The organism is Pseudomonas sp. P42, assembly GCF_017973755.1.
GTDB classification, from domain to species: Bacteria; Pseudomonadota; Gammaproteobacteria; order Pseudomonadales; family Pseudomonadaceae; genus Aquipseudomonas; species Aquipseudomonas iridis.
Map to the genome: position 1 here is coordinate 240,841 of NZ_JACOPU010000009.1, position 26,856 is coordinate 267,696.

The 26,856-nt window shown below is 59.9% G+C and carries 24 protein-coding genes; 4 read left to right on the plus strand and 20 right to left on the minus strand.

The genetic code is table 11. The features are described from left to right. Positions 1-56: 56 nt before the first annotated feature. Complete coding sequence (locus H8B20_RS26610) at positions 57-806, minus strand: helix-turn-helix transcriptional regulator (protein WP_210625077.1); 750 nt, start codon at positions 804-806, stop codon at positions 57-59. Between the two features lie 303 nt (positions 807-1,109). On the opposite strand from H8B20_RS26610, the gene ycaC reads away from it, so the two are divergent. Continuing rightward, a complete protein-coding gene (gene ycaC / locus H8B20_RS26615) occupies positions 1,110-1,742 on the plus strand; it encodes an isochorismate family cysteine hydrolase YcaC (RefSeq protein WP_042558826.1) in 633 nt (210 codons plus the stop codon). Positions 1,743-1,904: 162 nt separating this feature from the next. Here the strand turns inward: ycaC and H8B20_RS26620 are convergent, their stop codons facing one another. The 3 genes from H8B20_RS26620 to H8B20_RS26630 are packed head-to-tail and all read right to left on the minus strand — an operon-like array spanning position 1,905 to position 5,447. Further along, entirely contained in the window at positions 1,905-3,143 is a 1,239-nt protein-coding gene (locus tag H8B20_RS26620) for a nucleoside permease (protein ID WP_210625078.1), read from the minus strand. A 41-nt stretch (positions 3,144-3,184) separates the two neighbouring features. Then, positions 3,185-4,267: a sugar phosphate isomerase/epimerase family protein gene (locus H8B20_RS26625; RefSeq protein ID WP_228732767.1), complete on the minus strand. Its 1,083-nt coding sequence runs from the start codon at positions 4,265-4,267 to the stop codon at positions 3,185-3,187. After that, a complete protein-coding gene (locus H8B20_RS26630) occupies positions 4,257-5,447 on the minus strand; it encodes a Gfo/Idh/MocA family protein (protein ID WP_210625079.1) in 1,191 nt (396 codons plus the stop codon). The genes H8B20_RS26625 and H8B20_RS26630 overlap by 11 nt, the downstream gene beginning before the upstream one ends. A 178-nt stretch (positions 5,448-5,625) precedes the next feature. Here H8B20_RS26630 and H8B20_RS26635 point away from each other — a divergent pair, with 178 nt between their 5' ends. Then, the gene (locus H8B20_RS26635) at positions 5,626-6,624 is read left to right on the plus strand and encodes a LacI family DNA-binding transcriptional regulator (protein WP_210625080.1); all 999 of its coding nucleotides are present in this window, start codon (positions 5,626-5,628) and stop codon (positions 6,622-6,624) included. A 38-nt stretch (positions 6,625-6,662) separates the two neighbouring features. Here H8B20_RS26635 and H8B20_RS26640 read toward each other — a convergent pair whose 3' ends face one another. From H8B20_RS26640 to H8B20_RS26660, 5 genes are all read right to left on the minus strand, one after another. After that, entirely contained in the window at positions 6,663-6,986 is a 324-nt protein-coding gene (locus H8B20_RS26640; RefSeq protein ID WP_210625081.1) for a hypothetical protein, read from the minus strand. Between the two features lie 115 nt (positions 6,987-7,101). Then, a complete protein-coding gene (locus tag H8B20_RS26645) occupies positions 7,102-10,017 on the minus strand; it encodes a PAS domain-containing hybrid sensor histidine kinase/response regulator (RefSeq protein ID WP_210625124.1) in 2,916 nt (971 codons plus the stop codon). Between the two features lie 174 nt (positions 10,018-10,191). Then, the gene (locus tag H8B20_RS26650; RefSeq protein ID WP_210625082.1) at positions 10,192-11,730 is read right to left on the minus strand and encodes a cryptochrome/photolyase family protein; all 1,539 of its coding nucleotides are present in this window, start codon (positions 11,728-11,730) and stop codon (positions 10,192-10,194) included. Between the two features lie 103 nt (positions 11,731-11,833). Continuing rightward, positions 11,834-12,958, minus strand: a complete 1,125-nt coding sequence (locus tag H8B20_RS26655) for an alkene reductase (RefSeq protein ID WP_210625083.1) — start codon at positions 12,956-12,958, stop codon at positions 11,834-11,836. Positions 12,959-13,080: 122 nt separating this feature from the next. Beyond that, positions 13,081-13,758: a type 1 glutamine amidotransferase domain-containing protein gene (locus H8B20_RS26660; protein WP_210625084.1), complete on the minus strand. Its 678-nt coding sequence runs from the start codon at positions 13,756-13,758 to the stop codon at positions 13,081-13,083. A 209-nt stretch (positions 13,759-13,967) separates the two neighbouring features. On the opposite strand from H8B20_RS26660, the gene H8B20_RS26665 reads away from it, so the two are divergent. Continuing rightward, complete coding sequence (locus H8B20_RS26665) at positions 13,968-14,552, plus strand: TetR/AcrR family transcriptional regulator (protein ID WP_210625085.1); 585 nt, start codon at positions 13,968-13,970, stop codon at positions 14,550-14,552. Between the two features lie 13 nt (positions 14,553-14,565). Here H8B20_RS26665 and H8B20_RS26670 read toward each other — a convergent pair whose 3' ends face one another. The 5 genes from H8B20_RS26670 to H8B20_RS26690 all read right to left on the minus strand — a co-directional run bounded on the left by H8B20_RS26670 (position 14,566) and on the right by H8B20_RS26690 (position 18,179). Beyond that, the gene (locus tag H8B20_RS26670; RefSeq protein WP_047300777.1) at positions 14,566-15,489 is read right to left on the minus strand and encodes a LysR family transcriptional regulator; all 924 of its coding nucleotides are present in this window, start codon (positions 15,487-15,489) and stop codon (positions 14,566-14,568) included. A 112-nt stretch (positions 15,490-15,601) separates the two neighbouring features. Further along, on the minus strand, positions 15,602-16,312 hold the full coding sequence (locus H8B20_RS26675) for an SDR family NAD(P)-dependent oxidoreductase (protein ID WP_042562036.1): 711 nt from the start codon (positions 16,310-16,312) through the stop codon (positions 15,602-15,604). A gap of 49 nt (positions 16,313-16,361) precedes the next feature. Next, entirely contained in the window at positions 16,362-17,018 is a 657-nt protein-coding gene (locus tag H8B20_RS26680; protein ID WP_210625086.1) for a DsbA family oxidoreductase, read from the minus strand. After that, on the minus strand, positions 17,015-17,230 hold the full coding sequence (locus H8B20_RS26685) for a tautomerase family protein (RefSeq protein WP_042558834.1): 216 nt from the start codon (positions 17,228-17,230) through the stop codon (positions 17,015-17,017). The genes H8B20_RS26680 and H8B20_RS26685 overlap by 4 nt, the downstream gene beginning before the upstream one ends. Positions 17,231-17,483: 253 nt before the next feature. Beyond that, a complete protein-coding gene (locus tag H8B20_RS26690) occupies positions 17,484-18,179 on the minus strand; it encodes a tRNA (adenine(22)-N(1))-methyltransferase (RefSeq protein ID WP_228732768.1) in 696 nt (231 codons plus the stop codon). 253 nt (positions 18,180-18,432) lie between these two features. Between H8B20_RS26690 and H8B20_RS26695 the strand changes: the two genes are divergently transcribed. After that, positions 18,433-19,362: a Gfo/Idh/MocA family protein gene (locus H8B20_RS26695; RefSeq protein ID WP_042558836.1), complete on the plus strand. Its 930-nt coding sequence runs from the start codon at positions 18,433-18,435 to the stop codon at positions 19,360-19,362. Positions 19,363-19,563: 201 nt separating this feature from the next. Here H8B20_RS26695 and H8B20_RS26700 read toward each other — a convergent pair whose 3' ends face one another. The 6 genes from H8B20_RS26700 to H8B20_RS26725 all read right to left on the minus strand — a co-directional run bounded on the left by H8B20_RS26700 (position 19,564) and on the right by H8B20_RS26725 (position 26,797). After that, a complete protein-coding gene (locus tag H8B20_RS26700; protein ID WP_210625087.1) occupies positions 19,564-19,923 on the minus strand; it encodes a DUF6124 family protein in 360 nt (119 codons plus the stop codon). Between the two features lie 381 nt (positions 19,924-20,304). After that, entirely contained in the window at positions 20,305-21,570 is a 1,266-nt protein-coding gene (locus H8B20_RS26705) for an NAD(P)/FAD-dependent oxidoreductase (protein ID WP_210625088.1), read from the minus strand. Further along, the gene (locus H8B20_RS26710; RefSeq protein ID WP_210625089.1) at positions 21,560-23,152 is read right to left on the minus strand and encodes an aldehyde dehydrogenase (NADP(+)); all 1,593 of its coding nucleotides are present in this window, start codon (positions 23,150-23,152) and stop codon (positions 21,560-21,562) included. Before H8B20_RS26710 ends, H8B20_RS26705 begins: the two co-directional genes overlap by 11 nt. 66 nt (positions 23,153-23,218) lie before the next feature. Further along, positions 23,219-24,166, minus strand: a complete 948-nt coding sequence (locus H8B20_RS26715; protein WP_042558840.1) for a dihydrodipicolinate synthase family protein — start codon at positions 24,164-24,166, stop codon at positions 23,219-23,221. A gap of 55 nt (positions 24,167-24,221) precedes the next feature. Beyond that, complete coding sequence (locus H8B20_RS26720) at positions 24,222-25,148, minus strand: 4-hydroxyproline epimerase (RefSeq protein WP_210625090.1); 927 nt, start codon at positions 25,146-25,148, stop codon at positions 24,222-24,224. 23 nt (positions 25,149-25,171) lie between these two features. Beyond that, the gene (locus H8B20_RS26725; protein ID WP_210625091.1) at positions 25,172-26,797 is read right to left on the minus strand and encodes an APC family permease; all 1,626 of its coding nucleotides are present in this window, start codon (positions 26,795-26,797) and stop codon (positions 25,172-25,174) included. Between the last annotated feature and the right edge of the window lie 59 nt (positions 26,798-26,856).

Genomic DNA, 26,856 nt, shown 5'->3' on the forward strand with positions numbered 1-26,856 from the left:
GACGTTTCGGGAGGGCTGGGATTAGCGGTTCAGAGCCGTGAACGAATCCATCTCTGTCACGCCGCACTCGACGCCGATGCCTCCAACGGCGAATACATCCAGCGCATCAACGAATGCCGACCGCTGATGCCCAGTTTGATTGCCGCGCGCTTGAGATAGCTTTCCACTGTGTTGACCTTCAACTGTAACCGTTCAGCCAGTTCCGGTGCCGTGCGCCCGGCGAGCAGGCCGATGCACACCTCGGTTTCGCGATTCGACAGGCTTAGTCCTAGCTGCTGCAAGCGTTCGGTGAAGCGCACGCGCAGGGTTTCCAGGCCTGAACCTTCGGCGGCGCTGGACGGACTCGTGGCGTCAACATCTGGCGGTTGCAGGGCGATGATGTGTTTTTCGACCATCGGCAGCAGGACCGGGGATATGTCTTGTAACAGGCTACGCTCCTGCGCGGAAAATCGTTGCGACTGGCCATTGCGGTACACCGAGATCACGTAACGGTAGCCGTCCTTGCGCCGTGTCAGGTGCAATTGCGGAGCGTCGTCGATAGTCGCAGATTGCGCGTCAGGCAGGTCGTCGCTCGTGACGGCATTGCGATCGGAAAATACTGTTTCGGCGAGCAGTGTCGGTTCTGTCAGGGGTTCCGGCTCGGAGCGGTTCGCGCTACGACCCACCGGTTCGACACGCATCTGCCGAATGTGCGTGGCGTCGACCGCCAGTTGGGTGAGGATCAGGTCATGCAGCATGCGCGGAAAATGCCGGCTGCCGGTGCTCGCGATGACCTTGCCAATGTGGGGGAAGAGGTACGAATTCATATTTTTCATCCATGAGTGTGCGGGGTACAAATCCCTCTGCAGCGCCGTCGGCGATCTCCATAAGCGGCGCAAAACTACAGGTGTTGGATCCTATCCTAGTACAACGTTTGAGCGACGGCTTAATGAAGGCGTTATTAGCGAATAACCACGGCAACCGCTGTAGCGATTACGTGCTGATCTGATTGTCCTTTTCTGGTTGACGGTGAAACGCTTTTCAGCCGATTTATCCATCGATGGAGTGTCAGTAATCTGGGCACATCTTGAACGCAACAAGAACTTCCCCAACCCAAAAGGACTGCACAGATGAACACTCCAACCTACAACCGCCTCAACAAAGACGACGCCGTAGTACTGCTGGTTGACCACCAGACCGGTTTGATTTCTCTGGTGCAGGACTTCTCGCCAAACGAGTTCAAGAACAACGTTTTAGCCTTGGCTGATCTGGCGAAATTCTTCGAATTGCCGACCATCCTCACCACCAGTTTCGAACAAGGCCCGAACGGCCCACTGGTACCGGAACTGAAAGAGATGTTCCCGGATGCGCCCTATATTGCCCGCCCAGGCCAGATCAACGCCTGGGACAACGAAGATTTCGTCAAGGCGATCAAGGCTACTGGCCGCAAGCAGATCATCATTGCCGGCGTGGTCACCGATGTTTGTGTGGCGTTCCCGACATTGTCGGCACTGGCCGAAGGGTTTGATGTGTTCGTGGTCACCGACGCCTCCGGCACCTTCAACACCACGGTGCAACAAGCCGCATGGAGCCGCATGACTCAGGCCGGCGCACAGATGATGAACTGGTTCTCGGTAGCCTGTGAGCTGCACCGCGACTGGCGCAACGACATCGAAGGACTTGGCAATCTGCTGTCGCAGCGGATTCCGAACTATCGCAACTTGATGAATGGTTATGCGGCGCTGACGGCGCAGCAAAAATAAGTCGACGCTGACTGACTGAAAGCCTGCCCTGAAAAGCAGGCTTTTGTTCGTTCAACTGAACACACAACATCCTGTAGGCGCATTCGAGTGCAGCGAGGCTGCGATCTTTTGATCTTTAAATGAAGATCAAAAGATCGCAGCTCCCACAAGGGACAGTAGTGTCTAGACGAGTGAGGGGACCACCGCCTTGTCGGTGTCCCGCCCTTTGAACGTCAGCCAGAAAAGCAGCAGCACCGCGACCGAGAAACCGGCCGGAAACAGCCAGATGCTGCGCCAGTCATGACCGTTAGCCGAGGCGAAGTGGTCAGTAATCTGGCCGGCGATCCAGAAGCCGACGAGCATGCCCAAACCGTAAGTCGCCAGGGTAATCAGGCCCTGAGCCGAGCTGCGAAAGCGCTCTGGGGCCTTGGCGTCGGTGTAGATCTGCCCGCAGACGAAGAAAAAATCGTAGCAAACGCCGTGCAGGGCAATACCGATGAGCAGCATGAACGCCTGATCACCGTTATCGCCGAAGGCAAACAGCACGTATCGCAGCGCCCACGCCAGCATGCCAACCAGCAACGCAATCTTGATGCCGAAGCGCTGAATGAACAGCGGCAGAAGCAGCATGAACAGCACTTCGGACACTTGCCCGATGGCCATCTTCGCCGTCGGATTGGTGACGCCGATTTCGGCGAGGAACGGATTGGCATTCTGGTAATAAAACGCCAGAGGAATGCAGATCAAAATGGACGCGAGGAAGAACACCAGATAACTGCGATCCTTGAGCAGACTCAACGCATCCAAACCCAGCATCTGCTTAAGGCTTGCCGACCCATCATCAGATTTCAGCGGGGCGGTGTTCGGCAGGCTGAAGCTGTAAAGCCCCAATACCAGCGACGCAACGGCAGACATCAGGAAAGTGTTGCGCAGGCCGCCCGCCGCGATGGCCTGTTGGGAGTCCCAGGCAAAGCCGAAGCTGATGACGATGCCGGCGACTATCCAGCCGACGGTGCCCCAGACCCGTATGCGCGAAAACTCCAGGGCCGGGTCTTTGATTTGGCGGAACGCCACCGCATTGACCAGGGCCAGCGTCGGCATGTAGACCATCATGTAGGCCAGCACATAGGGATAAAAATCGCTGAAATCCGCCGCCTGATAGAGCTGGAACAGCAGCACTGCGCCGATCAGGTGCAGCACCGCCAGGATGCGTTCGGCGTTGAAGAATCGATCGGCAATCAGGCCAATGACGAAGGGCGCAATGATCGCGCCCCACGACTGGGTCGAGAACGCCATCCCCACCTGTCCACCGCTGGCCGCCAGCGTTGTGGTGAGGAACGTGCCGAGGGTGACGAACCAGCCACCCCAGATAAAAAACTGCAAAAACATCATGACGCTGAGTCGCGCATTCATTACGTTCATTTCAATCACCGTATTATTTTTATGTCGGTAACAGCGGTAAATCAGTGGTCGTGGAGCCCCAAAAGACGTCGATTCGATTGCACGTCAGCGCTCACGCTGGCGAAGTCGTCGAACGCCTTGCGGGTCTTGGTGATCATGTGTTGTTCAATGAATGCGGCGCCTTCGGCAGCGCCTTGCGCAGCATCTTTCAGACAGCACTCCCACTCGAGCACGGCCCAGCCGTTGAAGTCGTATTGAGTCAACTTGCTGAAGATCGATTTGAAGTCGATCTGGCCATCGCCCAGCGAGCGGAATCTGCCCGGACGATCAACCCAGCCTTGATAGCCGCCGTAGACACCGGAGCGTGCATCGGGGCGGAACTCTGCGTCTTTCACATGAAACATGCGGATGCGCTCGTGATAGCGATCAATGAAGCCCAGATAATCCATCTGCTGTAACAACAAGTGGCTCGGGTCATACAGAATCGCCGCGCGCGGATGATGATTCACCGCCTCAAGAAAGCGTTCGAAAGAGGCGCCGTCGTGCAGGTCTTCGCCGGGATGGATTTCGTAACAGAGGTCGACACCGGCCTCGTCGAAGCAGTCGAGTATGGGTAGCCAGCGCTTGGCCAGTTCAGCAAAACCTTGCTCGACCAGACCGGCAGGGCGTTGCGGCCACGGGTAGACATACGGCCAGAGCAGGGCGCCGGAAAAGGTTGCATGGGCTGTCAGCCCCAGGCGCTGACTGGCGCGCGCCGCGAGCTTCATCTGGTTGATCGCCCACTCGGTGCGCGCTTGCGGCTTGCCGCGCACATCCTGTGGGGCGAAGTCGTCGAAGAGGCTGTCGAACGCCGGATGCACCGCGACCAGTTGGCCTTGCAGATGCGTCGACAATTCGCTGATCACCACGCCGGCCTTGGCGCAGATTGCGATGAGTTCGTCGCAGTAATCCTGACTGTCGGCGGCGCGCTCAAGATCAATGAAACGCGTGCCAAGGGTTGGCAACTGGATGGCCTTGTAGCTTTGCGAGGCCGCCCACTGTGCAATGTTGGCGAGGGAGTCGAAGGGCGCTTCGTCCGAGATGAATTGCGCGAGAAAGATGCCCGGGCCGCGCATGCCGCCAGGCTTTGTTTGATCAGTTTTCATTGGCGGATGCTCCGATTGACTGGTGAGGTATTTCGCTCCACTTGGCATCGCCGCGATGGTTGGCGATAGCGGTTTCGATGAAGGCCATGCCGCGCAGGCCGGTCTCTATGCCCGGCACGCCTGGCGCATCAGGGCCGCTCGTGCCCTCAAGAATCGCCTGCGCGAGGTCGCCATAAAGATTCGCCATGGCCTCCAGATAACCTTCCGGGTGCCCGGCGGGCAGGCGCATGCGTCGGGTTGCTGCTTCACATAACCACGCTTGGCCGAGGCCGGATCGCAGCACGCGCATGGGGTCGTTCAATGGTCGGTGGATCAGGCTGGCGGGCTCTTCCTGACGCCACTCCAGGCCGCCCTTGTCGCCATACAGACGAATTTTCAGCGGATTCTCTTCGCCCGCGCAGACCTGACTGGCGATCAACACACCGCTGGCGCCGTCGACCATTTTGAACAGCATGGCGGCGTCGTCATCCAGTTGACGGCTGCTGAAATGCGAGCCGAGCATCGCGCTGATGAACTGGATGGGCTGACCGGCGACAAACTCCGCCAGGGAAAACGCGTGAGTGCCGATGTCACCGATGCAGCCGCCGATGCCCGATTGCTCTGGGTTGTCGCGCCAGTCGGCCTGCTTGTTGCCTTGTCCGGCGACGTCGGTGCTGAGCCAGCCTTGCGGGTATTCGACGAGGACTTTGCGCAGGCGACCAATCACGCCGCTGGCAACCATTTCCCGAGCCTGCCATACCATCGCGTAACCCAGATACGTGTGCGCCAGCGCGTAGATTCGCTGACTGCTGCTGACGACGCGCTCGAGCGCCTGCACTTCGGCCAGATTGAGCGCAGCAGGCTTCTCGCTGAAAACATGGAAACCGGCGCTCAACGCTGCGCTGGCAACAGGCGCGTGCAAGTGATTAGGCGTGACGATCACCAGCAGCTCCATGCGCTGATCGGGCGACAACATGGATTCGGCGGCGAGCATGTCTTGCCAGGTGTCATAACAGCGTTTCGCGGGCAGCCCCAGTGCGGTGCCGCTGCGCTGATTGTTTTGCACGTCTCGGCTGAACGCACCGCAGACCAGTTCGAAGCGTCCATCGAGGCCGGCTGCCTGCCGGTGTGCCTGAGCGATGAAGGCGCCTTCACCCCCACCGACGAAGCCCATTCTTATTTTTCGAGCAGCAGCAATCATGGCAATTGTCTCTGTGGAGAGTGCATAAGTTGTCTATGATGTAACCGGTTACATCGCAGGCGAAATCTAGGCTTGAAATGCTCCGCTGTCAAACCTCGTCTGACGAATGTCGGCGTTTCGGCGTGCGCCGCGGTGCGGTAAGCTCGGCGGCCGATTTGATTGAAAGAGCGAGGCAGACTTGTCCAATATCCGCGAAGTGGCACGGCTGGCGGGCGTTTCGGTGGCAACAGTGTCAAGAACGCTGAAGTCGCCGGAGCGCGTACTGCCCGACACCCGCGATCGGGTCATGGCTGCCGTCGAACAGGCCGGGTATAGGCCGAACCTGATGGCGGTGCAGTTTCGCTCACGCAGAACCGGGAACCTGGTGATTCTGGTCCCGACCATCGCCAACACGTTTTTCGCCCGGGTCATCAGCGGTGCACAAAAGGCTGCGCATGCCGCCGGCTACAGATTGTTGCTCTGCGACACTCAAGGCCGCGAAGCACTGGAGCGCCAGTTCGCCGATCTGGTGTACGCCCATCAAGCGGATGGCGTGATTCAACTGCGCGCCTTCGATCCCTTCGAAGGCTCCACTTCGGGGAAGGATCTGCCGCCGATCGTCAATGCCTGCGAAGTGATCCAGCAAGGGCGTCATCCGACAATCAGCCTCGATAACGTCGCGGCCGCCAAGGCGATGACTGAGCATTTGATTGCGCTTGGGCATCGGCGCATAGGCCTGATCAAAGGGTCGAAAGGCAGTCCGCTGACGCGAGATCGTTTGGCGGGGTACGAACAGGCTATTCGCCAGGCGGGCCTTGTGCTGGACGATGCGCTTGTTTGTCACGGGGATTTCAGTCTGGCTGCGGGCTATGACGGCGCCGGAAAAATGCTTGCGCTCGATGACCGGCCGAGTGCGCTGTTTTGTGAAAATGACGAGATGGCGATTGGTGCGTTGAAGCGCATCAAGGAGGAGGGGTTGCGCGTCCCGGAGGATATTTCGCTGGCGGGATTCGATGACATTCCGATGGCGGCTTATTGCGATCCGCCGCTGACAACCATTTCTCAACCGGCGGAAGTGTTCGGCGAGAAAGCTGTCGAAATGCTGATTGCGCTGATCGAGAAACAGCCGTTGCCTGCCCGACATGTGGTGTTGCCGTTCCAGCTGACGCCACGTGACAGCACGGCGCGACTTGACTGACTCATCTGTCAGCACGCATTGCGCAGGTAGCGAACGCTTTAATCGCTTTGCGGCTTCAGCGTTTGATACCACTCGGCATACGGCGTGTTGCTCACTTTGTATCGGTTGTAATCCGCACTGCCGTCCTCCCACCAGACCGGTCCACGTTCGCCCAGTGCCAATTTGGCGGCTTGCACATGCGCCCTGGCTGTTTTCAATTCTTGCGGGTCCCCCAGCGACTTCGCCGCTTTGACTTCGCGCCGCGCAGTCATCAAGTCGTCGACCAGATGCTGGCGTTGTTGCGGGTCCAAAGACGGGTTGCTGCATCGCCAAAGCCGTTCTTTGACCACGAAATAACGGCCGTCAGGCGTGGTTGGATGCATCTGCTAACCCCTCTGAAGATGCAGGCGCTTCTGACATGTTGATAGCCGAGATCACGGGGCGTTCAACGGCAGAATCAAAGCCCGCGCCGCAGCGCCTGCACGGGTCGGTTGAGGGTTACGGCATTTTCGCTTCGTACAGCAAATCACTGACCCGCGACACCAGGGTATCGACCGCAAAAGGCTTGGTCAGCACTTGCATCCCCGGCCCTAGTTGAGCGCTGCCGATGACGGCGTTTTCGGCGTAGCCGGTGATGAACAGGGTTTTGAGTTTCGGGCGGATTTCCCGGCCCGCGTCAGCCATTTGCCGGCCGTTCATGCCGCCCGGTAAGCCGACATCGGTGATGAGCAGGTCGATCTGCGCGTTGGAGCGCAACGTCTCAAGGCCTTCGATGCTGTCGGCCGCATCCAGCACGGTATAGCCGAGTTCGCTGAGCACGTCTTTGAGCAGCATGCGCACCGTGGGTTCGTCGTCGACAATAAGGATGGTCTCGCCTGCTTTTACCAGCGGTGTTGTCGTGCTGCGGGTGGCGTCGTGATTTTGTTTGGCTTCGCCGCGATAGCGTGGCAGGTAGATGCACATCGTGGTGCCTTGGCCGACTTGTGAATGCACGCGCACATGGCCACCGGATTGTTTGGTGAAGCCATAGATCATCGACAGCCCCAGACCTGTGCCCTGACCGAGCGGTTTGGTGGTGAAAAACGGGTCGAAGGCCTTGGCGATAACTTCAGTGCTCATGCCGGTGCCGGTGTCGGTGACGCAAAGGCAGAGGTACTCGCCCTCGGGAATGTCCAGCGTGCGGACCGACTCGACGGCCACGGCGCGATTGGCGGTTTCCACCGTGATGCTGCCGCCATCCGGCATGGCATCGCGAGCGTTGATGCACAGATTCAGCAGAGCGTTTTCCAACTGGCTGGCATCGACCAGCGCCGGCCACAGATCGGGTGCCACCAACGTCTTCAGACGAATGCTCGGGCCGACGGTGCGCTGGATCAACTCGGTCATGCCGACAATCAGCGTGTTGACGTCCGTTGGCCGCGGATCGAGAGTCTGGCGTCGGGAGAACGCCAGCAATCGATGGGTGAGCGCCGCCGCACGTTTGGTCGCGCCTTGGGCGGTGGCCAAATACTTGTCGACGTCCTTGAAGCGGCCCTGAGCGATGCGTTTTTGCATCAGCTCCAGGGCGGCGGAAATGCCGGCCAGCAGATTGTTGAAGTCATGGGCGAGGCCGCCGGTCAGTTGCCCGACGGCTTCCATTTTCTGAGATTGCCGCAGCTTTTCCTCGGCTTGCATGAGATCGGCAGTGCGCGCGATTACACGTTGTTCCAGGGTGTCGTTGAGTGCGCGCAGTGCCGCGTTGGCCCGATCGCGCTCGGCCTCGACACTGCGCCGCTCTTCCACATCGATCAGCACGCCGGGGAAGCGCAGCGCCGTACCGTCGTCGGCGCACTCGACGCGCCCGTTGGCCTCGAGCCAGTTGAATTTGCCATCGGCGTCGCGCACCCGATACTGATGGGAATAGGCGCCGCCGCGGGCAATCGCTTCGTTGATCGCCCCGATGAGTCCGTCCCGGTCGTCGGGGTGAACGGTCGTCACCACTTGTTCCAGGCTCAGACCGGTGCGGCCCAGAGCCGGGTCGAGATTGAACACCTTGGCGAAGGCTTCATCCACGGTAAAGCTATCGGTCGGCAGGTCCCAGTGCCATGTGCCGATAATGGCGCCGGCGGCGAGGGCGAGTTGTACACGCTCGACGTTTTCACGCGCCAGTGCTTCGCTGACGCGCAGGCGCTCTTCGGCGTCGCGTCGTTCGGTAACGTCATTAAAGAGGATCGCAATTTGCCGGTCGGCCGGATCGCCGACTCGTACGGCACGTACGTCGAACCATCGCTCAAAGGTGTTGGCGTAACTTTCGAAGTTCGCCGGTTCGCCAGTCTTGGCCACGTGCCCGTAGGTCTCGAACCAGAACTTTTCCAGATTGGGTGCAAACTCGGTCACCCATTTACCCCGCAGATTGACCCCGCATTGACGTTCGAACGCCGGATTAGCCTCGACGAAGTAGTAATCCACCGGACGATCGTCGGCGTCGAATTTGACCTTGACGATGGCGAATGCGGCTTCGATGGTTTCCAGAATGGTGCTGAAGCGTTCTTCGCTCAGGCGCAGCGCCGTTTCGGCACTGCGCGAGCGCGTCAGATCAAGCATCGCGCCGATGATGCGTTCGGCGCGGCCGTCGGCGTCGCGGATCAAGTGGCCGCGGTCGAGCACTTCGGCGTAGGAACCGTCCTGGCAGCGGAAGCGGTACTCGGCGCTCCAGGTCGATCCGCTGCCATCGATGGCCGAGCGTATCGATTCCTCGACGCGTTCGCGATCCTGCGGATGGATCTGGGCAAAGCGCCATTCACTCGTCGAGTCGATGGCCGCACACGGGAATCCATAAGCCTGTTGCAGGGCTTCGTTCCAGACAATCTGCCGGGTCTGTAGATCCCAGTCCCAGACCGCATCGCGTGTGGCCTTGAGCGCCAGGCGATAGCGCTCTTGCGATTCGAAAAGTGCACGGCCAGCGAGATGCTCCTGGGTGCGGTCACGAAGGATTTTCACGAAGCCCAAATGGGATTGATCGTCAGCATAAAGCGGCATCAGTTCGCCCGACGCCCAGAACAATTGGCCGTCCTTGCGCAGGTGCCAGCGCTCATCGGAAGCGCGCCCCTCAAGCAGAGCGCGCTGCATTTCCATTTCAACGCGACCCGAGGCGCGATCCGTCGGCGTGAAAAAAATCGCGGCGCTCTGGCCGAGTATTTCCTCGGCGGTCCAGCCCATGACATTGACGGCGCCGGCGTTCCATTCGGTAATGTTGCCTCGCGGATCGGTGGCGACCATGGCGAAATCGATCGCGCACTCGAAGATCGCCCGCTGGCGCGCTTCACTGGCGGCGAGCGCCGCACGGCTGGCGGCCAGTTGCGCGGCGATATCGTGCTGTGCGCCGTTGACGAGTGTTTGTCCTGCGCTGGTTTCCAGCGCCTGGCGCAGGCGCATGACCTCTGACTCAAGCGCTTCGCGGGTAAGATGTTTCAGGATTTTCACCACTCACGCCTGATTGATTATTGTGGTCCGGACTCGTTCAGCGTGCTGCAAACGAACACTACGGGTCACCCATTGACACGGCGCGACCTACATAAGTTGCAGCCTTGAAGGGCGGCGCTTGCGGATCTACAACGACTGCCCGTTATCCAGCGTGTCGAGCAGCATTTGCCCGCGTTGCCAAAGGGCCTGCTGTTTGGCTTCGGGCATGCGGTCGAGGTTCTTATAGAGCATGCCCATGCGCTGATTGCTGCGCAGCAGGTTGCCGTGGCGCATCAGAAAATGCCAGTACAACGCATTGAACGGACAGGCATTGTCGGTGGTGCTTTCACTTACCTTGTAGGCACAGTCGCGACAGTAGTCGGACATTCGCTTGATGTACTGGCCGCTGGCGCAGTAAGGCTTGGAGCCCAGGTATCCACCATCGGCGTGCATGACCATGCCCAGGGTGTTGGGCAACTCGACCCAGTCGAACGCGTCCATGTAAATGGCCAGATACCACTCGCAGATCTCGCTCGGCGCGATGCCGGCCAGCAAGGCGAAATTGCCCGTGACCATGAGCCGCTGGATGTGGTGTGCATAGGCATGTTTGAGACTTTGCCCGATGGCCTGGCGCATGCAGTTCATCTGTGTTTTGCCGGTCCAGTAGAATTCCGGCAATGGCCGGGTGTTACCGAATGAGTTGCCTTCGGCGTAGTCAGGCATTTTCAGCCAGTAGACCCCGCGCACATATTCACGCCAGCCGATCAGTTGCCGAATGAAGCCTTCGGCGGCGTTCAGGGCAACGCTGCCCGCCCAATAGGCCGATTCGACGTCGCTGCACAGTTGCCGCAGATCGAGCAAGCCGATGTTGAGCGCGGCACTGATGCGCGCATGGAACAGAAACGGCTCGTCGCTGGCCATGGCGTCCTGATAGTCACCAAAACCGGCCAGACCGAAATCCAGAAAGTATTGCCAAAGCGCTTGGGCGTCGGCGTGGGTCACCGGGTAGTTGAAGTCGTCCACAGCGCCGTAATGACTGGCGAAACGCTCGCGCACCAAAACGAGGACTTGCTGAGTGACAGGGTCCGCGCTGAAGTTGAGCGGGTAGGGCGGCTTCACGCCTTTGGGCAGCGACTTGCGGTTGTCGGCGTCAAAATTCCAAGCGCCACCCACCGGAGTGCCATCTCCATTGAGCAACATCCTGCTTTTGCGGCGCATCTCGCGGTAGAAGTACTCCATGCGCAGCTGCTTTTTACCGGCCGCCCAATCGGCGAACTCGGCGCGGGTGCATAGAAAACGGCTGTCACTGTGCCAATGGATGGGCAAACCACAATCGCGCAGCGAATGCTCCAAACGCCAGTCGCCGCATTCGGTCAGGTGCAACTCGTCCGGCTTCAGAAGCGCATGCCAGCGCTGCAACTCACTCGGCACAGCGCCGGTGTTTTGCGGATCGTCGAGCCTGACGTACTGCACCTGAAAGCCTTGCTCCTGCAACGCCTGAGCAAAATGACGCATGGCGCTGAACACCAGAACGATTTTTTGCGGATGGTGAGGAACATGGCTGGCTTCCTCCATCACCTCGACCAAAAGGACGGTGTCGCGTTCGCGATCAAGCCCTTGCAACGAGGCGAGATCGAAAGATAACTGGTCACCGAGGACCAGGCACAAGCGGTTAACAGTCTTCATTCGAACGCAATCAGCCTGATGAGAGGCAATAGAGGTAGCCAGTGGTGGGAAAGCCCTTGCTCAGATAGTTGTACGGAAAGTTGGTTTTGTATAGGTTTTTTTGCTAGCCGGGGTACACCGGGTAATCGATATAACCTTCAGCGCGGCCGCCATACACCGTGGCCGGGTTCAGTGCATTCAGCGGCCAGCCATTGGCGATTCGCGCAGGCAGATCCGGATTGGCCATGAACGGCCGACCGAAAGCGACTAAATCGGCGAGACCGGAGTCGAGCAACTGCGCACCGGATTCGGCGTTGTAGCGCCCGGCATAGATGATCGCGCCGCTGAAGGTATCGCGCACCGCTTGGCGGAAGGTTTGCGGCATCGCTGGCGCGTCGTCCCAATCGGCTTCGGCGATGGACAGATAAGCAATGCCGACGTCCTCCAGCACCTTGATCGCTTCTATATAGGTGGTGTGCGGATCTTCCTCGACCAGGCCCAGGTACGTGCGCGCCTCATCGGTGGTAGTGAACAGCGGTGCGAAGCGCACGCCGACCTTCTCCTTGCCAATGCACTCGGCGACGCCCGCCACCACTTCGCGCAGAAAACGCAGGCGATTGTGCAGCGAACCACCGTATTGATCGGTGCGCAGATTGCTGTGGGCGGAGATGAACTGGTTGACCAGATAGCCATTGGCGCAGTGCAGTTCGATGCCGTCGAAACCGGCGTCCATCGCGTTGCGTGCTGCCTGGATATAGAGCTGGATCAGCTCCTGAACTTCATCAGTGCTCAATGCGCGCGGTGCGGACGGCGGCACCAACTCGCCTTTGCCTGGCGCGGTTTCGATGAACACACTGACGCGGTCGGTCGCCACGGCGGAAGCCGATACCGGCGCCGCACCGCCAGGTTGCAACGCGCTGTGCGACACACGGCCGACGTGCCAGAGCTGGGCGAAAATCACCCCGTCGACGGCATGCACGGCATCGGTGACTTTGCGCCATCCGGCGATTTGCTCGGGGGTGTGAATGCCCGGCGTCCAGGCATAACCCTGGCCCCGTGGCTCGATCTGCGTGCCTTCGGTCACCAGCAAACCCGCGCCGGCGCGCTGCTGGTAATACTCGGCCATCAATTCATTGGCGATGTTGCCCGGTTGGGTACTGCGCTGGCGGGTGAGAGGCGGCAGGACGATGCGGTTTTTCAGGGTGTGCAGGCCCAACTGGGTGGGAGTAAAGAAACTGCTATTGTTCATGAATAACCTTTTTTACTGATTTATTAGACCAGTCAACTATTGAGTGAGCGTAAAAAAAACGCCGTGCATGACGCGCACGGCGTTCGGGTGGTTTTTTCCCCCGAAGGGCTTGGCGTGAGAAATCAGCCGAGCATCTTCAGCAGTTTTTCGGCGACCGCTGCGGAGCTGGCAGGGTTCTGGCCAGTGACCAATTGCCCGTCTGCCACCACATGCACTTGCCAGTCGGCGACCTTGGAGTAGTAACCGCCAAGACGCTGGAACTCGTCTTCGATCAGGAACGGCACGACATCAGTCAAACCGACCGCAGCCTCTTCGGCGTTAGTGAAACCGGTGACCTGGCGATGCTGGATCAGCGGTTTGCCCTCGGCATTCAAAACGTGGCGCAGTACGCCCGGTGCGTGGCAAACGAAACCGTGCGGCTTGTTGCTGCGGTCGAAGGCTTCGATCAAAGCGATCGACTGTTTATCTTCGGCCAGATCCCACAACGGGCCGTGACCACCTGGGTAAAACACCGCATCGAAATCATCCGCCCGAACATCCGCCAGACGCCCGGTATTGGCCAGTGCCTGTTGGGCGGCCGGATCATTGCGAAAGCGATCGGTCTCGGCGGTCTGTGCGTCTGGCTCGTCGCTTTTCGGATCCAGAGGTGGCTGGCCACCGGCCGGGGACACCAGCGTGACTTCAGCACCGGCGTCCTTGAAGGCGTAGTAAGGAGCAGCGAACTCTTCGAGCCAGAAGCCGGTTTTCTTGCCGGTGTCGCCAAGTTGATCGTGCGAAGTCAGAACCATCAAGATTTTCATAAAGCACCCTTGGTTGATCAGGTGGCGTCGCTGCGCAACGGATTTGCGAAACGCCGACACCGGGAGATGAGTTGTCGGAGCGCAGCATAGATTCCAATTAGACCAGTCGTCTAGTAGTTTTTTCTACGCAGGTTTTTCACTGACAGATATGGCAAACTCCCGTTCCCTGGAAATATACGACTGGTCTATTGTCTGGTAATTTGCGCCCCATGAAACCGACCTACGACGACACCCGCCAACACCTGCTCGATACCGGCCACCGGATGATGGCCGAGAAGGGCTTCACCAGTGTCGGCCTTAATGAAATCCTGCAAACCGCTGGCGTGCCCAAGGGCTCGTTCTATCACTATTTCAAATCCAAAGAGCTCTACGGCCAGGCCTTGCTCGAGGATTACTTTGTCGGTTATCTCGCCGACATGGAGCGGCGCCTGACGCTGCCGGGCCTTACGGCTTATGAGCGGTTGATGGATTACTGGCTGGGCTGGCAGAACCGCTGCACCCTTGAAGGGCATGGCGATGAGTGTCTGGTGGTGAAACTCAGCGCCGAAGTCGCCGACCTGTCCGAGTCGATGCGCCTCACCTTGCGTGATGGCGCCGAACAAGTGGTGTCGCGCATTACCCTGTGCATCGAGGAGGGCCAGGCTGAAAAAAGCCTTCCTGACGGTGATGCTCGCCAATTGGCGGAAACCCTGTACCAGATGTGGTTGGGCGCCAGTCTTTTGAACAAGTTGCAGCGCACCGGGCAGTCGCTGAACACGTCGATGGCGACCACCCGGCAACTGCTCAGCGTTTGAGTTCGACGGTCGGCTAAAGCGCCGCCCATTGATCCCGATATTGTAGCAGAAAATCAACGAAGGCCCGCACGTGTTGCGGCACGTAGCGGCCGTGTGGATACAGCAAGGTGTAGGGTCTGGAACGACCTTTATAGGGCTGCAGGACTTCGACGAGTCGGCCGTCCGCCAATTCCTGCTCGACAATGAATTTGTAGGTCTGGAACACCCCGGCACCGTGCTTGGCCAGGGTCACGCCACCGAGCACATCGTCGGAGCAGGAATAACCGCCGTCCGAAATAATCTCGCGATCGCTGCCATTTTCCTGAAACAGCCATGAAATCCGCCGTCCGCTGCTGGGCAGTTCGAACTGGATGCACTCGTGTTCAACCAGATCCTCCAGCGTCTGCGGCGTACCGGCCTTGTGCAGATACTCGGGCGAGGCGACCACCACCAGTTTGGCGTCCTCCAGCAGGCGCGCAATCATCGTTGAGTCCGGTTGGGCGCGGACGCGGATTGCCAAGTCGTAGCCCTCCGCGACGAAGTCGATGTTGCGATTACCCAAGTGGATATCGACGGTGACGTCGGGGTACAGCGCGCGAAATTTTGGCAGCAGCGGCAGGATGCGGTGATGCCCGTATGTGGTCGGCAGGCTGATGCGCAATCTTCCTGACGCACTTGTCTGTGCGCCCATGACCTCTTGCTGAGCTTCAACCAGTTGGGTCAGCGCCTGGTTGCACTGGACGAAGAAGTTGCTACCGGCCTCGGTCAAGCGAATGCTGCGCGTGGTTCGCGCGAAGAGCCGCGCACCGAGCCGTTGTTCCAGACGCAGAATCGACCGGCTCACCGCTGCCGGAGTCACCCCGGCGAGCTGCGCAGCCGCAGTGAAGCTGCCCGCTTCGGCGGCGAGGCAAAAGAGTTCGATACTGCCCAGCTGCAAGTCTTCAAAGTGGCGCTTCATAATTGATTACACCGAGGCTCAACGGATATTTCATCCCGGTATTTACCACAACAAACGGCACCGCCGGTATAGACCGACGGTGCCGTTTGTTGTGGCGAGGACAGCGGCTGGATCAATGACCCGCGCTCTGGCCACCGTCGACGTGCAGGATCTCGCCCGTGACAAAGTTCGCGTTATCCAGATAAAGGATCGCTTGCACGATGTCATCAATCTCGCCCATATGGCCAACCGGGTGGAGATTGCCCAGCGCTTCGTGGGTTTCCACGCCGTGCATTGGCGTCTTGATGATGCCCGGCGAAACCGCGTTGACCCGAATGCCGCGCTTGGCGTACTCGATGGCCAGCGATTTGGTTGCCGCGTTGATCCCACCCTTGGTCAACGAAGCCAGCACCGAAGGCACGCCGTCAATCGCGTGGTCGACCAGGCTGGTGGTAACGCTGACGACGTGGCCGCTACGGTTTTTTTCCATCTCGGCAATGGCCAGTTGGGTGATGTAGAAGAAGCCGCTCATGTTGGTCGCCACGACCTGGGCGTAATCTTCTTTGCTGTAATCGGTGAACGGCTTGGCGACGAAGATGCCCGCGTTGTTGACCAGTGTGTCGATGCGACCAAAGCGTGCAACGGCTTCACGGATCACCCGCTCGGCGGTTTGCGGATCAGCGATGTCGCCTGCGACGGTCAGAATATCCGGGTCTGACGACGGTTTGACGGAGCGAGACGTCGCGACAACCTGATACCCGCGATCGCGAAAGCCCTTGACCAGGCCAGCGCCAATGCCTTGCGAGGCGCCGGTGACCACTACGACTTTATTGGAAGTGCTCATGATGAATTCCTCATTGAATCGATAGAGATTGAGTAGAAAAATCTGTAAATCAGGCGTGAGAGGTCTCTCGTGCCGCCTGCCGAAGCGCTTGCTGGTATTCGGCGACCGAGTGCGATCCGGACATCAGTTCTCGGTCATTGAGCACCATCGCCGGGACCGAATTGATGCCTCGCGCCTGATAAAACTGCTGAAGCTCGCGGACCTCCTGACTGAACTCACCATTTGCCAACACTTCTTGCGCACGTCGGGTGTCGAGGCCGACTTCGCCCGCCAGATTCACCAGCGTCTGCGCGTCATCCGGGTTCTTGCCATCGGTGAAGTAAGCACGTAACAGGGCTTGCTTCAGTTCGCGTTGCCGGCCTTCCATGTGTGCCCAGAACAACAGGCGATGTGCATTGAACGTGTTGAAGAAGTGACTGCGTTTTTCCAGGTCGAAGCTAAAACCGATGTCTTTGCCGCGTTGAATGATCATCGCGTTGCGTTCCGCCACTTGCTGAGCGCTACGGCCATATTTGCGCATCATGTGCTCGACGGCGTGCTCACCTGCGGCCGGCATCTCCGGGTTCAGCTCGAACGGTTTGTAGGTCAGTTCAACATCGATCTCACCGGCCAGATTCGCAATCGCTTGCTCAAGGGCCGTTGCGCCCAAGGCGCACCATGGGCAGACCACATCCGAGACAAAGTCGATTTTTACCGTGCGGCTCATGACTGTTCGTCCGCTAGCTGCTGGCGGTACTCGGTGGTCGTTATACCGGCGTAACCCCAGTTATCCGTGTCGACTTCTTCAATCACGATGTGCGTGAGTTTTGGGTCCTTGTTGAGTACTCGCTCCATCGTTTCGGTGATCTCTTTGATCACCTGGGCTTTTTGCTCGCGAGTGACGCCGTCACGGGTGATGCGTACGCTGATGAAAGGCATTGGAGTAACTCCACTAGCCAGCCTGTCGGGATGATGGGCTGCTGTTGGAGTGAACTTTAAGAAGTGGCGCGCGATTGATAAATACGCCTTGAGGTACTTCATTTGTGATGTGGTGTATCAAATCGAAAGGGGCGAACCCTGCGGGATCCTTCCACAGAGGGTGCTGGCGGGGGAGTTGTTCGGGAGCCTAGGTCGCGACGGATATGCGCCGAGGATTGAAGCGAAGCGGTCATTACGATCAGGCGTACGCCACTCAAGCCAATAAATCGGTGATCCATTGCGCTTGTTGCGTGATCTCTCGCACTTTGGCTTCGGGTAGCGCCTGCCGCGCTCGGGCGAACTGGCCAAGCGTCTTTTGTTTCTCGCGAAGGATGCGCTGCCACTTGCTCAGAAACGCCGGGCTGCGCGCCTGCATTTGCAGTGGCCCGAAGTACAACTCCGGATCCGTGTAGGCGACGGAATCTGCACGCTCGGCGACGATGATTTCGTAGTAGAAGCGGTTCTCCCACAGCAGTTCTTCACAGCGGATGCAGTAGCCGTTATCCATCAGCCATTGGCGCAGGGGTTGCTCGCCGCCGTTGGGTTGCAGGATCAGGCGTTCGGCGCCGCTCAGCTGCGCTTTGCCGCTGTCAAGAATGTCGCGGATCGTCTCGCCGCCCATGCCGCAAATGCTGATCGCGGTGATTGCGTCGCCAGGCTCGATTGCCGCCAGACCACTGGCATGACGCACGGTGATGTGCTGTTCAAGATCGTTTTCGCGCACCGTGCGTTCAGCCGAGCGGAACGGCGTCAACGCCACTTCGCCAGCCACTGCCGCTGCAATCACGCCACGGCGCATCAGCGCCACCGGCAGATAGCCGTGATCCGAGCCGATATCGGCCAGTCGCGCGCCGGCGGGCACGTGCGCCGCCACGCGCTCCAGGCGCATGGACAATGTGTGTTCGTTCAACGACAACCCCTGTTCAACACTGACGTGCGGCACTGGTGGCCGCAAAAGGGGTGCGACTTTGTCGAGCTATGCGTCGCCTGTCAAATCCCGGTGATAAGGGCCGCGTTGCGATCCGGGCGTGAAGTAGTGCAATCCTGTGCAATGCTTGCCTGATCCTGTGCGCCATTGTGACGTTGCACCGACAGACGAACGCGGTGATTGCGGGTAATCTGCCGGCTCGCTGACTAAAACAAGACAAAAACAGGAGTCATTGATGCAACCGATCCGTCTCGGTCTGGTGGGCTACGGCAAGATTGCCCAGGATCAACACGTCCCGGCGATCAACGCCAATCCCGCATTCCAGTTGGTGTCTGTCGCCACACAGGGCAAGCCTTGCGCCGGCGTTGAGAACTTTCAGTCCCTGAGCGAACTGCTCGCCAACGGCCCGCAGGTTGATGCGATCGCGTTCTGCACACCACCGCAAGGGCGCTTTGCTTTGGTGCAAGAGGCGCTGGCTGCCGGCAAACATGTGCTGGTGGAAAAGCCGCCGTGCGCCACATTAGGCGAGGCCATGGCCTTGGTCAGCTTGGCCGGGCAGCAAGGCGTCAGTGCGTTGTTCGCCTGGCATTCCCGCTACGCCCCCGGCATTGCCGCCGCCCGCGACTGGCTCGCCACGCGCACCCTGCAAAGCGTGCAGATCGACTGGAAGGAAGACGTGCGCAAATGGCACCCCGGCCAGACCTGGATCTGGCAGCCGGGCGGTCTCGGCGTCTTCGATCCGGGCATCAATGCCTTGTCGATTGTCACGCACTTGCTGGCGCTGCCGTTGTTTGTCGAGTCCGCCGAACTGCGCGTTCCAGAGAACTGCCAGTCACCGATTGCCGCGTCGATCAAAATGTCAGACGCTCGCCACCTCGATGTACGTGCCGAGTTTGACTTCGACCACGGCCACGACGAACTCTGGAGCATCGAGATCCGTTGCGCCGAAGGGGTGTTGCGACTGGACAACGGCGGCGCGTTGTTGAGTATCGACGGTGTGCGCCAGACCGTTTCGCAGGAGGGTGAATATGCGGCGGTCTATCGGCACTTTCAGCAGTTGATTGGTGACAAGGCCAGCGACCTCGACCTTCAGCCACTGCGGCTGGTGGCGGATAGTTTCTTCGTCGGCAGTCGCGTCTCAGTCGCCCCGTTCTACGACGCATAATCCCAATGCGGTCACAAAAAACCGCCGTCCTGATTGATCGGGACGGCGGTTTTTTTGCCTGATGACACTGCGTTGCTTATTCGTCAGCCTTCGCGAGCAGGCTCGCTCCCACATTGGAACGCGGTCAACTGTGGGAGCGAGCCTGCTCGCGAAGGGGCCAGAATTGGCCCCGGATAACGCTGCGGATATTGACCGCGATTGTCAGCCCGGCAACTCCAGATTATCCAGCACCCGATTCACCGCCAGCTCCCCGAGCATGATCAACTGCGTAATCCCCACCAGCGTCCGACGCTGCGATGTCGGCACCAAAGCAGCGAAATCATTGGCGATGGTTCTCGCCGAGGCGAGCGTTTCGCAGGCATCGACCAACAGTTCCTCGTTTTTGAAATCCGCGTTAACGGCGTACATCCTGCGGGTTTTGCGTGGCGCAGGGGTGGAACCGGGCGGGCAGAGGTAGTGATCGAGGGCGCGGTCGGCAGCTTCGTTCAGTTTTTTTGAATCGAGGGATTCGTAGGGGGAGGTGGGATCGGTTTCGGGCGGGTTTGGTGTTGGTTTTATCATGGTGAAGCTCCTTGAGAAATGGAGCCGTCAACCTTCGCTGCTAAACGAAGAGGGTGGCGGCTGTGCGCGGGTTAGCAGACCAGGCTCAAGGATCCCGGCGCACCGAAGTGCCCCACGCAAAGCCGCCATAGGGAAATGGCGGGACTTACGTGCCTTGAAAATTGGCGAGCTGCTAAACCCGATCACTGATTCGTCAGCGACCGCACCACAATAGAACCCGCCCTCAAGGCGTACAAGCCGGCGGATTCTGGCTTAGCTGTAGGCAATTGCGCAAGGATGCGTAGCCTCGGATCCGTGTCCTCAGGTGTCATTTAAACACCTTGGTTTAAAAGCGAAGATCACTGCACCAAGGCGACGCGCTTCAGCGCATTTGACGCGAGGTCAGAAGCGCGCCAGTCGATACGCCTCGCTGCATGGCAGGTCTTTGGGCGGGTTTGTGGTTGCCGCACCCGCCATCTGCACGATCATGTCTGCGGTGACCGCCGCCTGCGTCAGTCCCAGGTGTTGATGCCCAAACGCAAGCAGCACCTTGCCACCGCACACCTGATCAATCACTGGCAGTGAATCCGGCAATGACGGCCTGAACCCCATCCACGGTGTCGCCGCTTCAGCACTCAGATCTTTGCGGAACAGCCCTTGGCTCAACCGATGCAACTGCCACGCGCGTTCCATCTTCGGCGGCTGTTCAAGCCCTGCGAACTCAACGGTACCGGCCAGCCGCAGTCCCTCGGACATCGGCGTCATGATGAACTTGCGTTCCATGGAGGTGACGGGGAAGGGCAGTCGGCCGTGTTCCTGGGGCAGCATCAAGTGATAACCGCGTTCGGTGTCCAGCGGCACGGTTTTACCGGTCAACGCGGCCGTGAGTTTGGCCGAGTGCGCGCCGCAGGCGATCAAGACGCGGCTCGCGGTCAAATCACCGTTGCCGGTGATCAGTGAAACACCGTGCTCCTGAACATATCCGCCCTGAACCTGCTGCTTCTCAAAACGCACGCCGCTGGCCTTGGCTGCGCTGACCAACTCGCAAACCACGCGATAAGGATCGATGAAATGCCCGGTGCGGGGAAAGAACAAACCGCCCCGAATCCGCTCGCTGAGTTGCGGTGCGGTGTCGCGAATCGCATCTGCCTGCCAGAAATCGACGGGGACCTGCTGCTGATGCAAGCGTGCCTGAAGCGCTTCGATGGCCTGAAGTGATTCCGCACGTTCGAACACCAGCAATGAACCGTCGACTTTCAGCAGGTCGGGACGCTCGATGTCGCTGAGCAAGCGATGCCAGGCTTCGAGGCTGCCTTCGTTGAGCGCCCGCAGTCCGGCGACGGTTTTCTGAAAGGGTTCCGAACGCAGATTCAATAACAGCCGTGTGAACCAGGGCAGGGCGCGGGGCATGTATTTCCAGTCCAGGCGCAATGGCCCCATCGGGTCCATCAACATGGCCGGCAGGCGCTTGAGTATCGACAGATCGGCAATCGGAAACACTTGTTCGGTCGCCAGATGCCCGGCATTACCGAACGATGCGCCGTGGCCCGGTTCCTGTTGGTCGATGACGACAACTCGCAAACCCTGGCGAGCCAGACGCAATGCGCAGGCAACGCCGATGATGCCGGCGCCGACCACGGCGATATCGTGCGAGGCGTTATTGGGCATTGTTCTGCGCTTCCCTTTGCCCGTCGAGCAAGCGTCGCAACCGCAGCGGATTGGCCTGTTTCAGCGCGCCGGGCAGCAAGCTGTCGGGGAAGTCCTGATAACAGACCGGGCGCAGGAACCGCTGGATCGCTGCGGTGCCGACCGACGTGGTGCGCGAGTCGGACGTGGCCGGAAACGGTCCGCCGTGAACCATCGCCTCACACACCTCGACGCCGGTAGGCCAGCCATTGACCAGCAAGCGACCGGCCTTGCGCTCCAGTGTCGGCAACAATGCGCGAGCCTGCTCAAGGTCTTCGTCGTCAAGGTGCAACGTGGTGGTGAGTTGGCCTTCCAGGCGTTCGATTACTTGACGAATTTCATCGTCATCGCTGCATTGCACAATCAGCGCCGCCGCACCAAACACTTCGGCCTGCAGGCTGTGATCGGCGAGAAAATCCCCGGCTTGAGTGACGAACAGCCAGGCCTGACACTGATTTGGCCCTGTGCTCATCTGACCCTCAGCGCACAGTTGCGCGCGCGGGTTTTCAAGCAACGCAGTCACGCCAGCCGCATAGGCATTGAAGATCCCGGGCGTCAGCATCGTTTGCGCCGGGCTGTGTCGTAACCGTTCGGCAGCGGCCGCGATAAAGCTGTCCAGCGCCGGGCCCTTACGCGCAATCACCAGCCCGGGATTGGTACAGAATTGCCCAGCCCCTAGCGTCAGCGAAGCAACAAACCCTTCAGCGAGCGCTTGCGCGCGATTGTGCAACGCCGCCGGAAACAGCAATACCGGATTGATCGAGCTCATTTCCGCATACACCGGAATCGGCTCCGGCCTTGCCTGCGCCGCTTGAACCAGCGCCAGACCACCGCTGCGAGAACCGGTAAAACCCACGGCTTTGATCCTTGGGTCGGTGACCAGCGCAATGCCCACTTCGCGCCCGGAACCGTACAGCAACGAGAACACCCCCGGCGGCAGACCGCAGGCTTTTACCGCCCGCGCCATTGCATCACCGATCAGCTCACTGGTGCCCGGATGCGCGCTGTGCGCCTTGACGATTACCGGACAACCGGCGGCCAGTGCCGACGCCGTGTCGCCCCCGGCGATGGAGAACGCCAGCGGAAAATTGCTCGCGCCAAACACGGCCACCGGGCCCAGCGGTACCTGACGTTGACGCAAATCCGAACGCGGCAGCGGCTGACGCTGCGGTTGTGCGGTATCGACGCGCACGTCCAGCCACTCACCGTTGCGCACCGTGCGCGCAAACAGACGCAGTTGCTGACAAGTACGCCCGCGTTCACCGAGCAGACGCGCACGCGGCAGACCGGTTTCTGCGGCGGCGCGGTCGATCAGTTCATCGCCAAGGGCTTCGATTTTATGGGCAATGGCTTCAAGAAATTTGCTGCGGGCATCCAGTGTTGTTTCGCGATAGCTGTCCAGCGCCGCCCACGCCAAGGCACAGGCCTGTTCGACATGCGTTGCCGATCCACCGGCATAGGCAGGTTCCAGCTCGGTATGGGTGGCCGGGTCGATCCCGCGAATGGCTTCACGATTGCCCGCAATACGTTGCTGCCCGATCAGCATGTTGCCCGTCAGAGTCATGGTGTCTTCCTGATGAGAAAAAAGCGCCCGCCGCAAACCCGGCGGGCAAGAAAACAAAGCCTGGGGTCAGGCGAAGTTCTGCTCCGCCGACCAGTTTTCGTACCAGTGGCGGAACAGCGCGTACTGGTTTTCGGCATAGCGGCGCTGGGAGTCGCTCAACGCATCGGTTTCGTTGAAATGCAGGGTGTATTCCTTGTCGCCGTTGAGCACCATCAGGTGTTTGTAATACAGCACCAGATCGCAGCCCTCGTCGAACGACGACAGCACAGCCAGTGCCGATTCCAGCTCCCGCGCCTGACGCCGCGCCTTGGCATCACCCTTCGCTGCTTGCTTGCTCAGGGCCACCAGTTGCAGCACTTCGCGGGGCAAAGCATTGCCGATGCCAGTGATCGCGCCGGTGGCGTTGCAGTTGACGAAGCCATGCACCACCTGGGTGTCGACGCCGACCATAAGGGTCACGTCGTCATCCTTGGAGGTGATGTTCTCGGCGGCGTAACGCAAGTCGGCGCCGCCACCGAATTCCTTGAAGCCGATCAGGTTCGGGTACTCGCGGCGCAGTTCGAAGAACAGCTCGGCGCGGGTGGCAAAGCCGTAGTAGGGGCTGTTGTAGATCACCGCCGGCAAGTTCGGCGCAGCTTGCAGAATCGCGGCGAAGTGAGCCTTTTGCGCGGCGGCCGAAGCGCCTCGGGACAGCACGCGTGGAATCACCATCAAGCCCTGCGCGCCGACTTTTGCCGCGTGGGCTGCATGGGCAACGGCCTCTCGGGTATTCACCGCACCGGTACCGACAATCGTCGGGATGCCCGCGGCCACCAGCCGCGCCACGCCTTCCTGGCGCTCGGCTTCGGTCAGCAGCGGCCAGTCACCCATGGATCCGCAGTACACGACAGCGCTCATGCCGATATCGATCAGCTCGCGACCCTTGGCCACCAGTGCGTCGAAATCCGGTTTGCGCTGGGCGGTGCACGGGGTCATCAGGGCCGGCATGCAACCGGTGAAGATGTTGTCGCTCATTGTTTTAACTCCTTGGCACATCATTCGGATTGGGTTGAAAAGTCGGCGCGGTGGCTCAGATGCCCCACGCGAACGGGTCTGTTTCGTCGATCAACAGTGTGCTGTCGGCGGTCATGTAGGCGCGGCCGGTGATGTACGGGCGAATGCGTTCGCCTTGCCATTCAAAGCGGCCTTCGAACTGGCTGCCGGTGATGCTCGCCTGCACCCAGCGCTCGTCGGGCTGCAGTTTGTCGTCGGCGGCCAGGCACGCGAGTTTGGCGCTGGTGCCAGTGCCGCAAGGGGAGCGGTCATAGGCTTTGCCGGGGCACATGACGAAGTTGCGGCTGTCGGCGTCGGGGTCATCGGCGAACAGTTCGATGTGGTCGATCACGGCACCGTCTTCACCATAAATACCCTGATCTTCGAGGGCCTTGAGCATCGCCCAGGTGTAGACGGTGAGGTGCTCGACGTTGTCCATCGACAGGTTTTGCCCGTGCTCGGACACCAGGAAAAACCAGTTGCCGCCATAGGCGATGTCGCCAGACACGCGGCCGAAACCGGGCACGTCCACCGGCACCTGTTGGCGGTAGCGGTACGACGGCACGTTGCCCAACGTGACCATGCCGTCTTCATGCAAGGTCGCGCTGACCGGACCGACGGGTGTGTCGATCTTGTGGACGCCCGCAGTGATCTGCCCCAGGTACTGCAACGAGTTGATCAGGCCGATGGTGCCGTGGCCGCACATGCCGAGATAACCGGCATTGTTGAAGAAGATCACGCCGCAGGTGGCGTCCGCCGACACCGGCGCGCAATACAGCGCGCCGACCAGCACCTCGTTGCCGCGCGGTTCCAGCAGGCAGGCGCGTCGCCACTGATCATGCTGATTGCGCAGGGCATCGCGCTTTTGCGCCATGGTGCTGCCGGGCAATTCGGGGAAGCCGTTCATCACCAGACGCGTGGGCTCACCACCCGTGTGGGAATCGATGACGTGTACTCGTTTCATGAGAGGTGTCCCGTTGGCTGAGTTCAGTAGGCGCCGGCAGGGCGCGCGTTCACGGTGGTAGCGGGGGAGGCGACTTCGCTTTCTTCATCGCCCTCTTCAAGACGCAGCAGGTGTGCCGGCACGCCCGTGGCGGCGCCCCAGTAATAAATACCGGTGGCACACGCGGCCACGACGATTGTGTCGAAAGGGTGGGCGAGAATGCCGAGGCCGCCGAAGGTGCCGAGCTTCGATAGCACGATGGTGACTGCGTAAAAGGCGATCAACCACGCAGAAGAACGGACCTGGCGGGCCAGGCTCAGGTGCGCGGTTGGCACGAAGCGGCCGCACAGCAGATACACGACAAACATCAGGATTTGCAGGCCAAGCAGCCACGAAACGGTGTTCCAGCCGGACCAGTAGACGATCAGCGCAGCAATGATGAACGACACCGGCCCGAGCACGCCCATGTACTTGACCCGGAACGGTCGTGGCATGTCCGGCGCATTGCGGCGCAGCGCCGCCACCGTCACCGGCGCCACGGCGTAGCTCAACACCAATGCGGCGGAGACCACGTTGATCAACGCTTCCCACGACGGGAACGGCAGGGTCCAGAACACCGACAGCGCAAACGTCAGCCACAGCGCCGGGCGCGGAATACCGGACTTTTCATCGATGTGGGTGAAGACCTTGAAAAATGTGCCGGTCTGCGCCCAGCCGTAGATCACCCGTGGCGTTGCGTTCATGTAGATGTTGCCGCAGCCGCTCGGCGAGATCACCGCGTCGGCGACCACCAGGTAGGCCAACCAGCCCACGCCCAGTGCCAGCGCGATGTCGCGGTACGGCAGGGCAAATTCCTTGCTGACACCGGCCCAGCCGTTGGCCAGCATTTCTGTCGGAATGCTGCCCAGGAAAGCCATTTGCAGCAGTACGTAAATCAGGGTCGACAGCAACACCGAAAGGATCAGTGCGATGGGAATCGTGCGCTGTGGATTCTTCACTTCACTGGCCACCGAGATGATCGGAGTCAGCCCCAAATAGGCAAAGATGATCCCGCCTGCCGAGACCGCCATCTCCACACCCGACAGGCCGAAAGGCGCAAAACCTTGTACCTGAAAGTTCTCCGGTTTGAAGAAAGTGAACAGCACGCCGATCACCAGCAGCGGCACGATGAACTTGAAAACACTCACCAGATTATTGGCCTTGGCAAATGTCTTCACGCTGCGATAGTTGAGCACGAAGAACAGGCAGAGCAGGCCAAACTGCACCAGCCAGCCGAGCAAGGTCGGGTCACTGCTGCCGCTTTTGGTCAGGCCGGGAAACCACGCTGCCGCGTATTGGCGCGAGGCAACCACCTCGATTGCCACCAGACTGGAAAACGCGATCAGGGTGATGAAGCCCATCAGGTAACCGAGCAGCGGCCCGTGGGAGTAAACCGGATAACGCACCACGCCGCCGGCGCGTGGCAGTGCGGCGCCGAGTTCGCAATAAACGATGCCTAGCAGCAACACGGCGAAGCCGCCCAGCAGCCAGGAAAAAATCCCCGCCGGCCCGGCGATGGCGGACACATGACTGGCCGCGAACAACCAGCCCGAGCCGAAAATCGCACCGAGGCCGATAAACGTGAGATCAATCAGTGATAGCTGTTTTTTGAACTTGCCTTGACCAGACATGGCGTTGCCTTCTTGTGAGTTATTGGATAGGCAGTTGTGTCACTGGGACGGCCAGACTT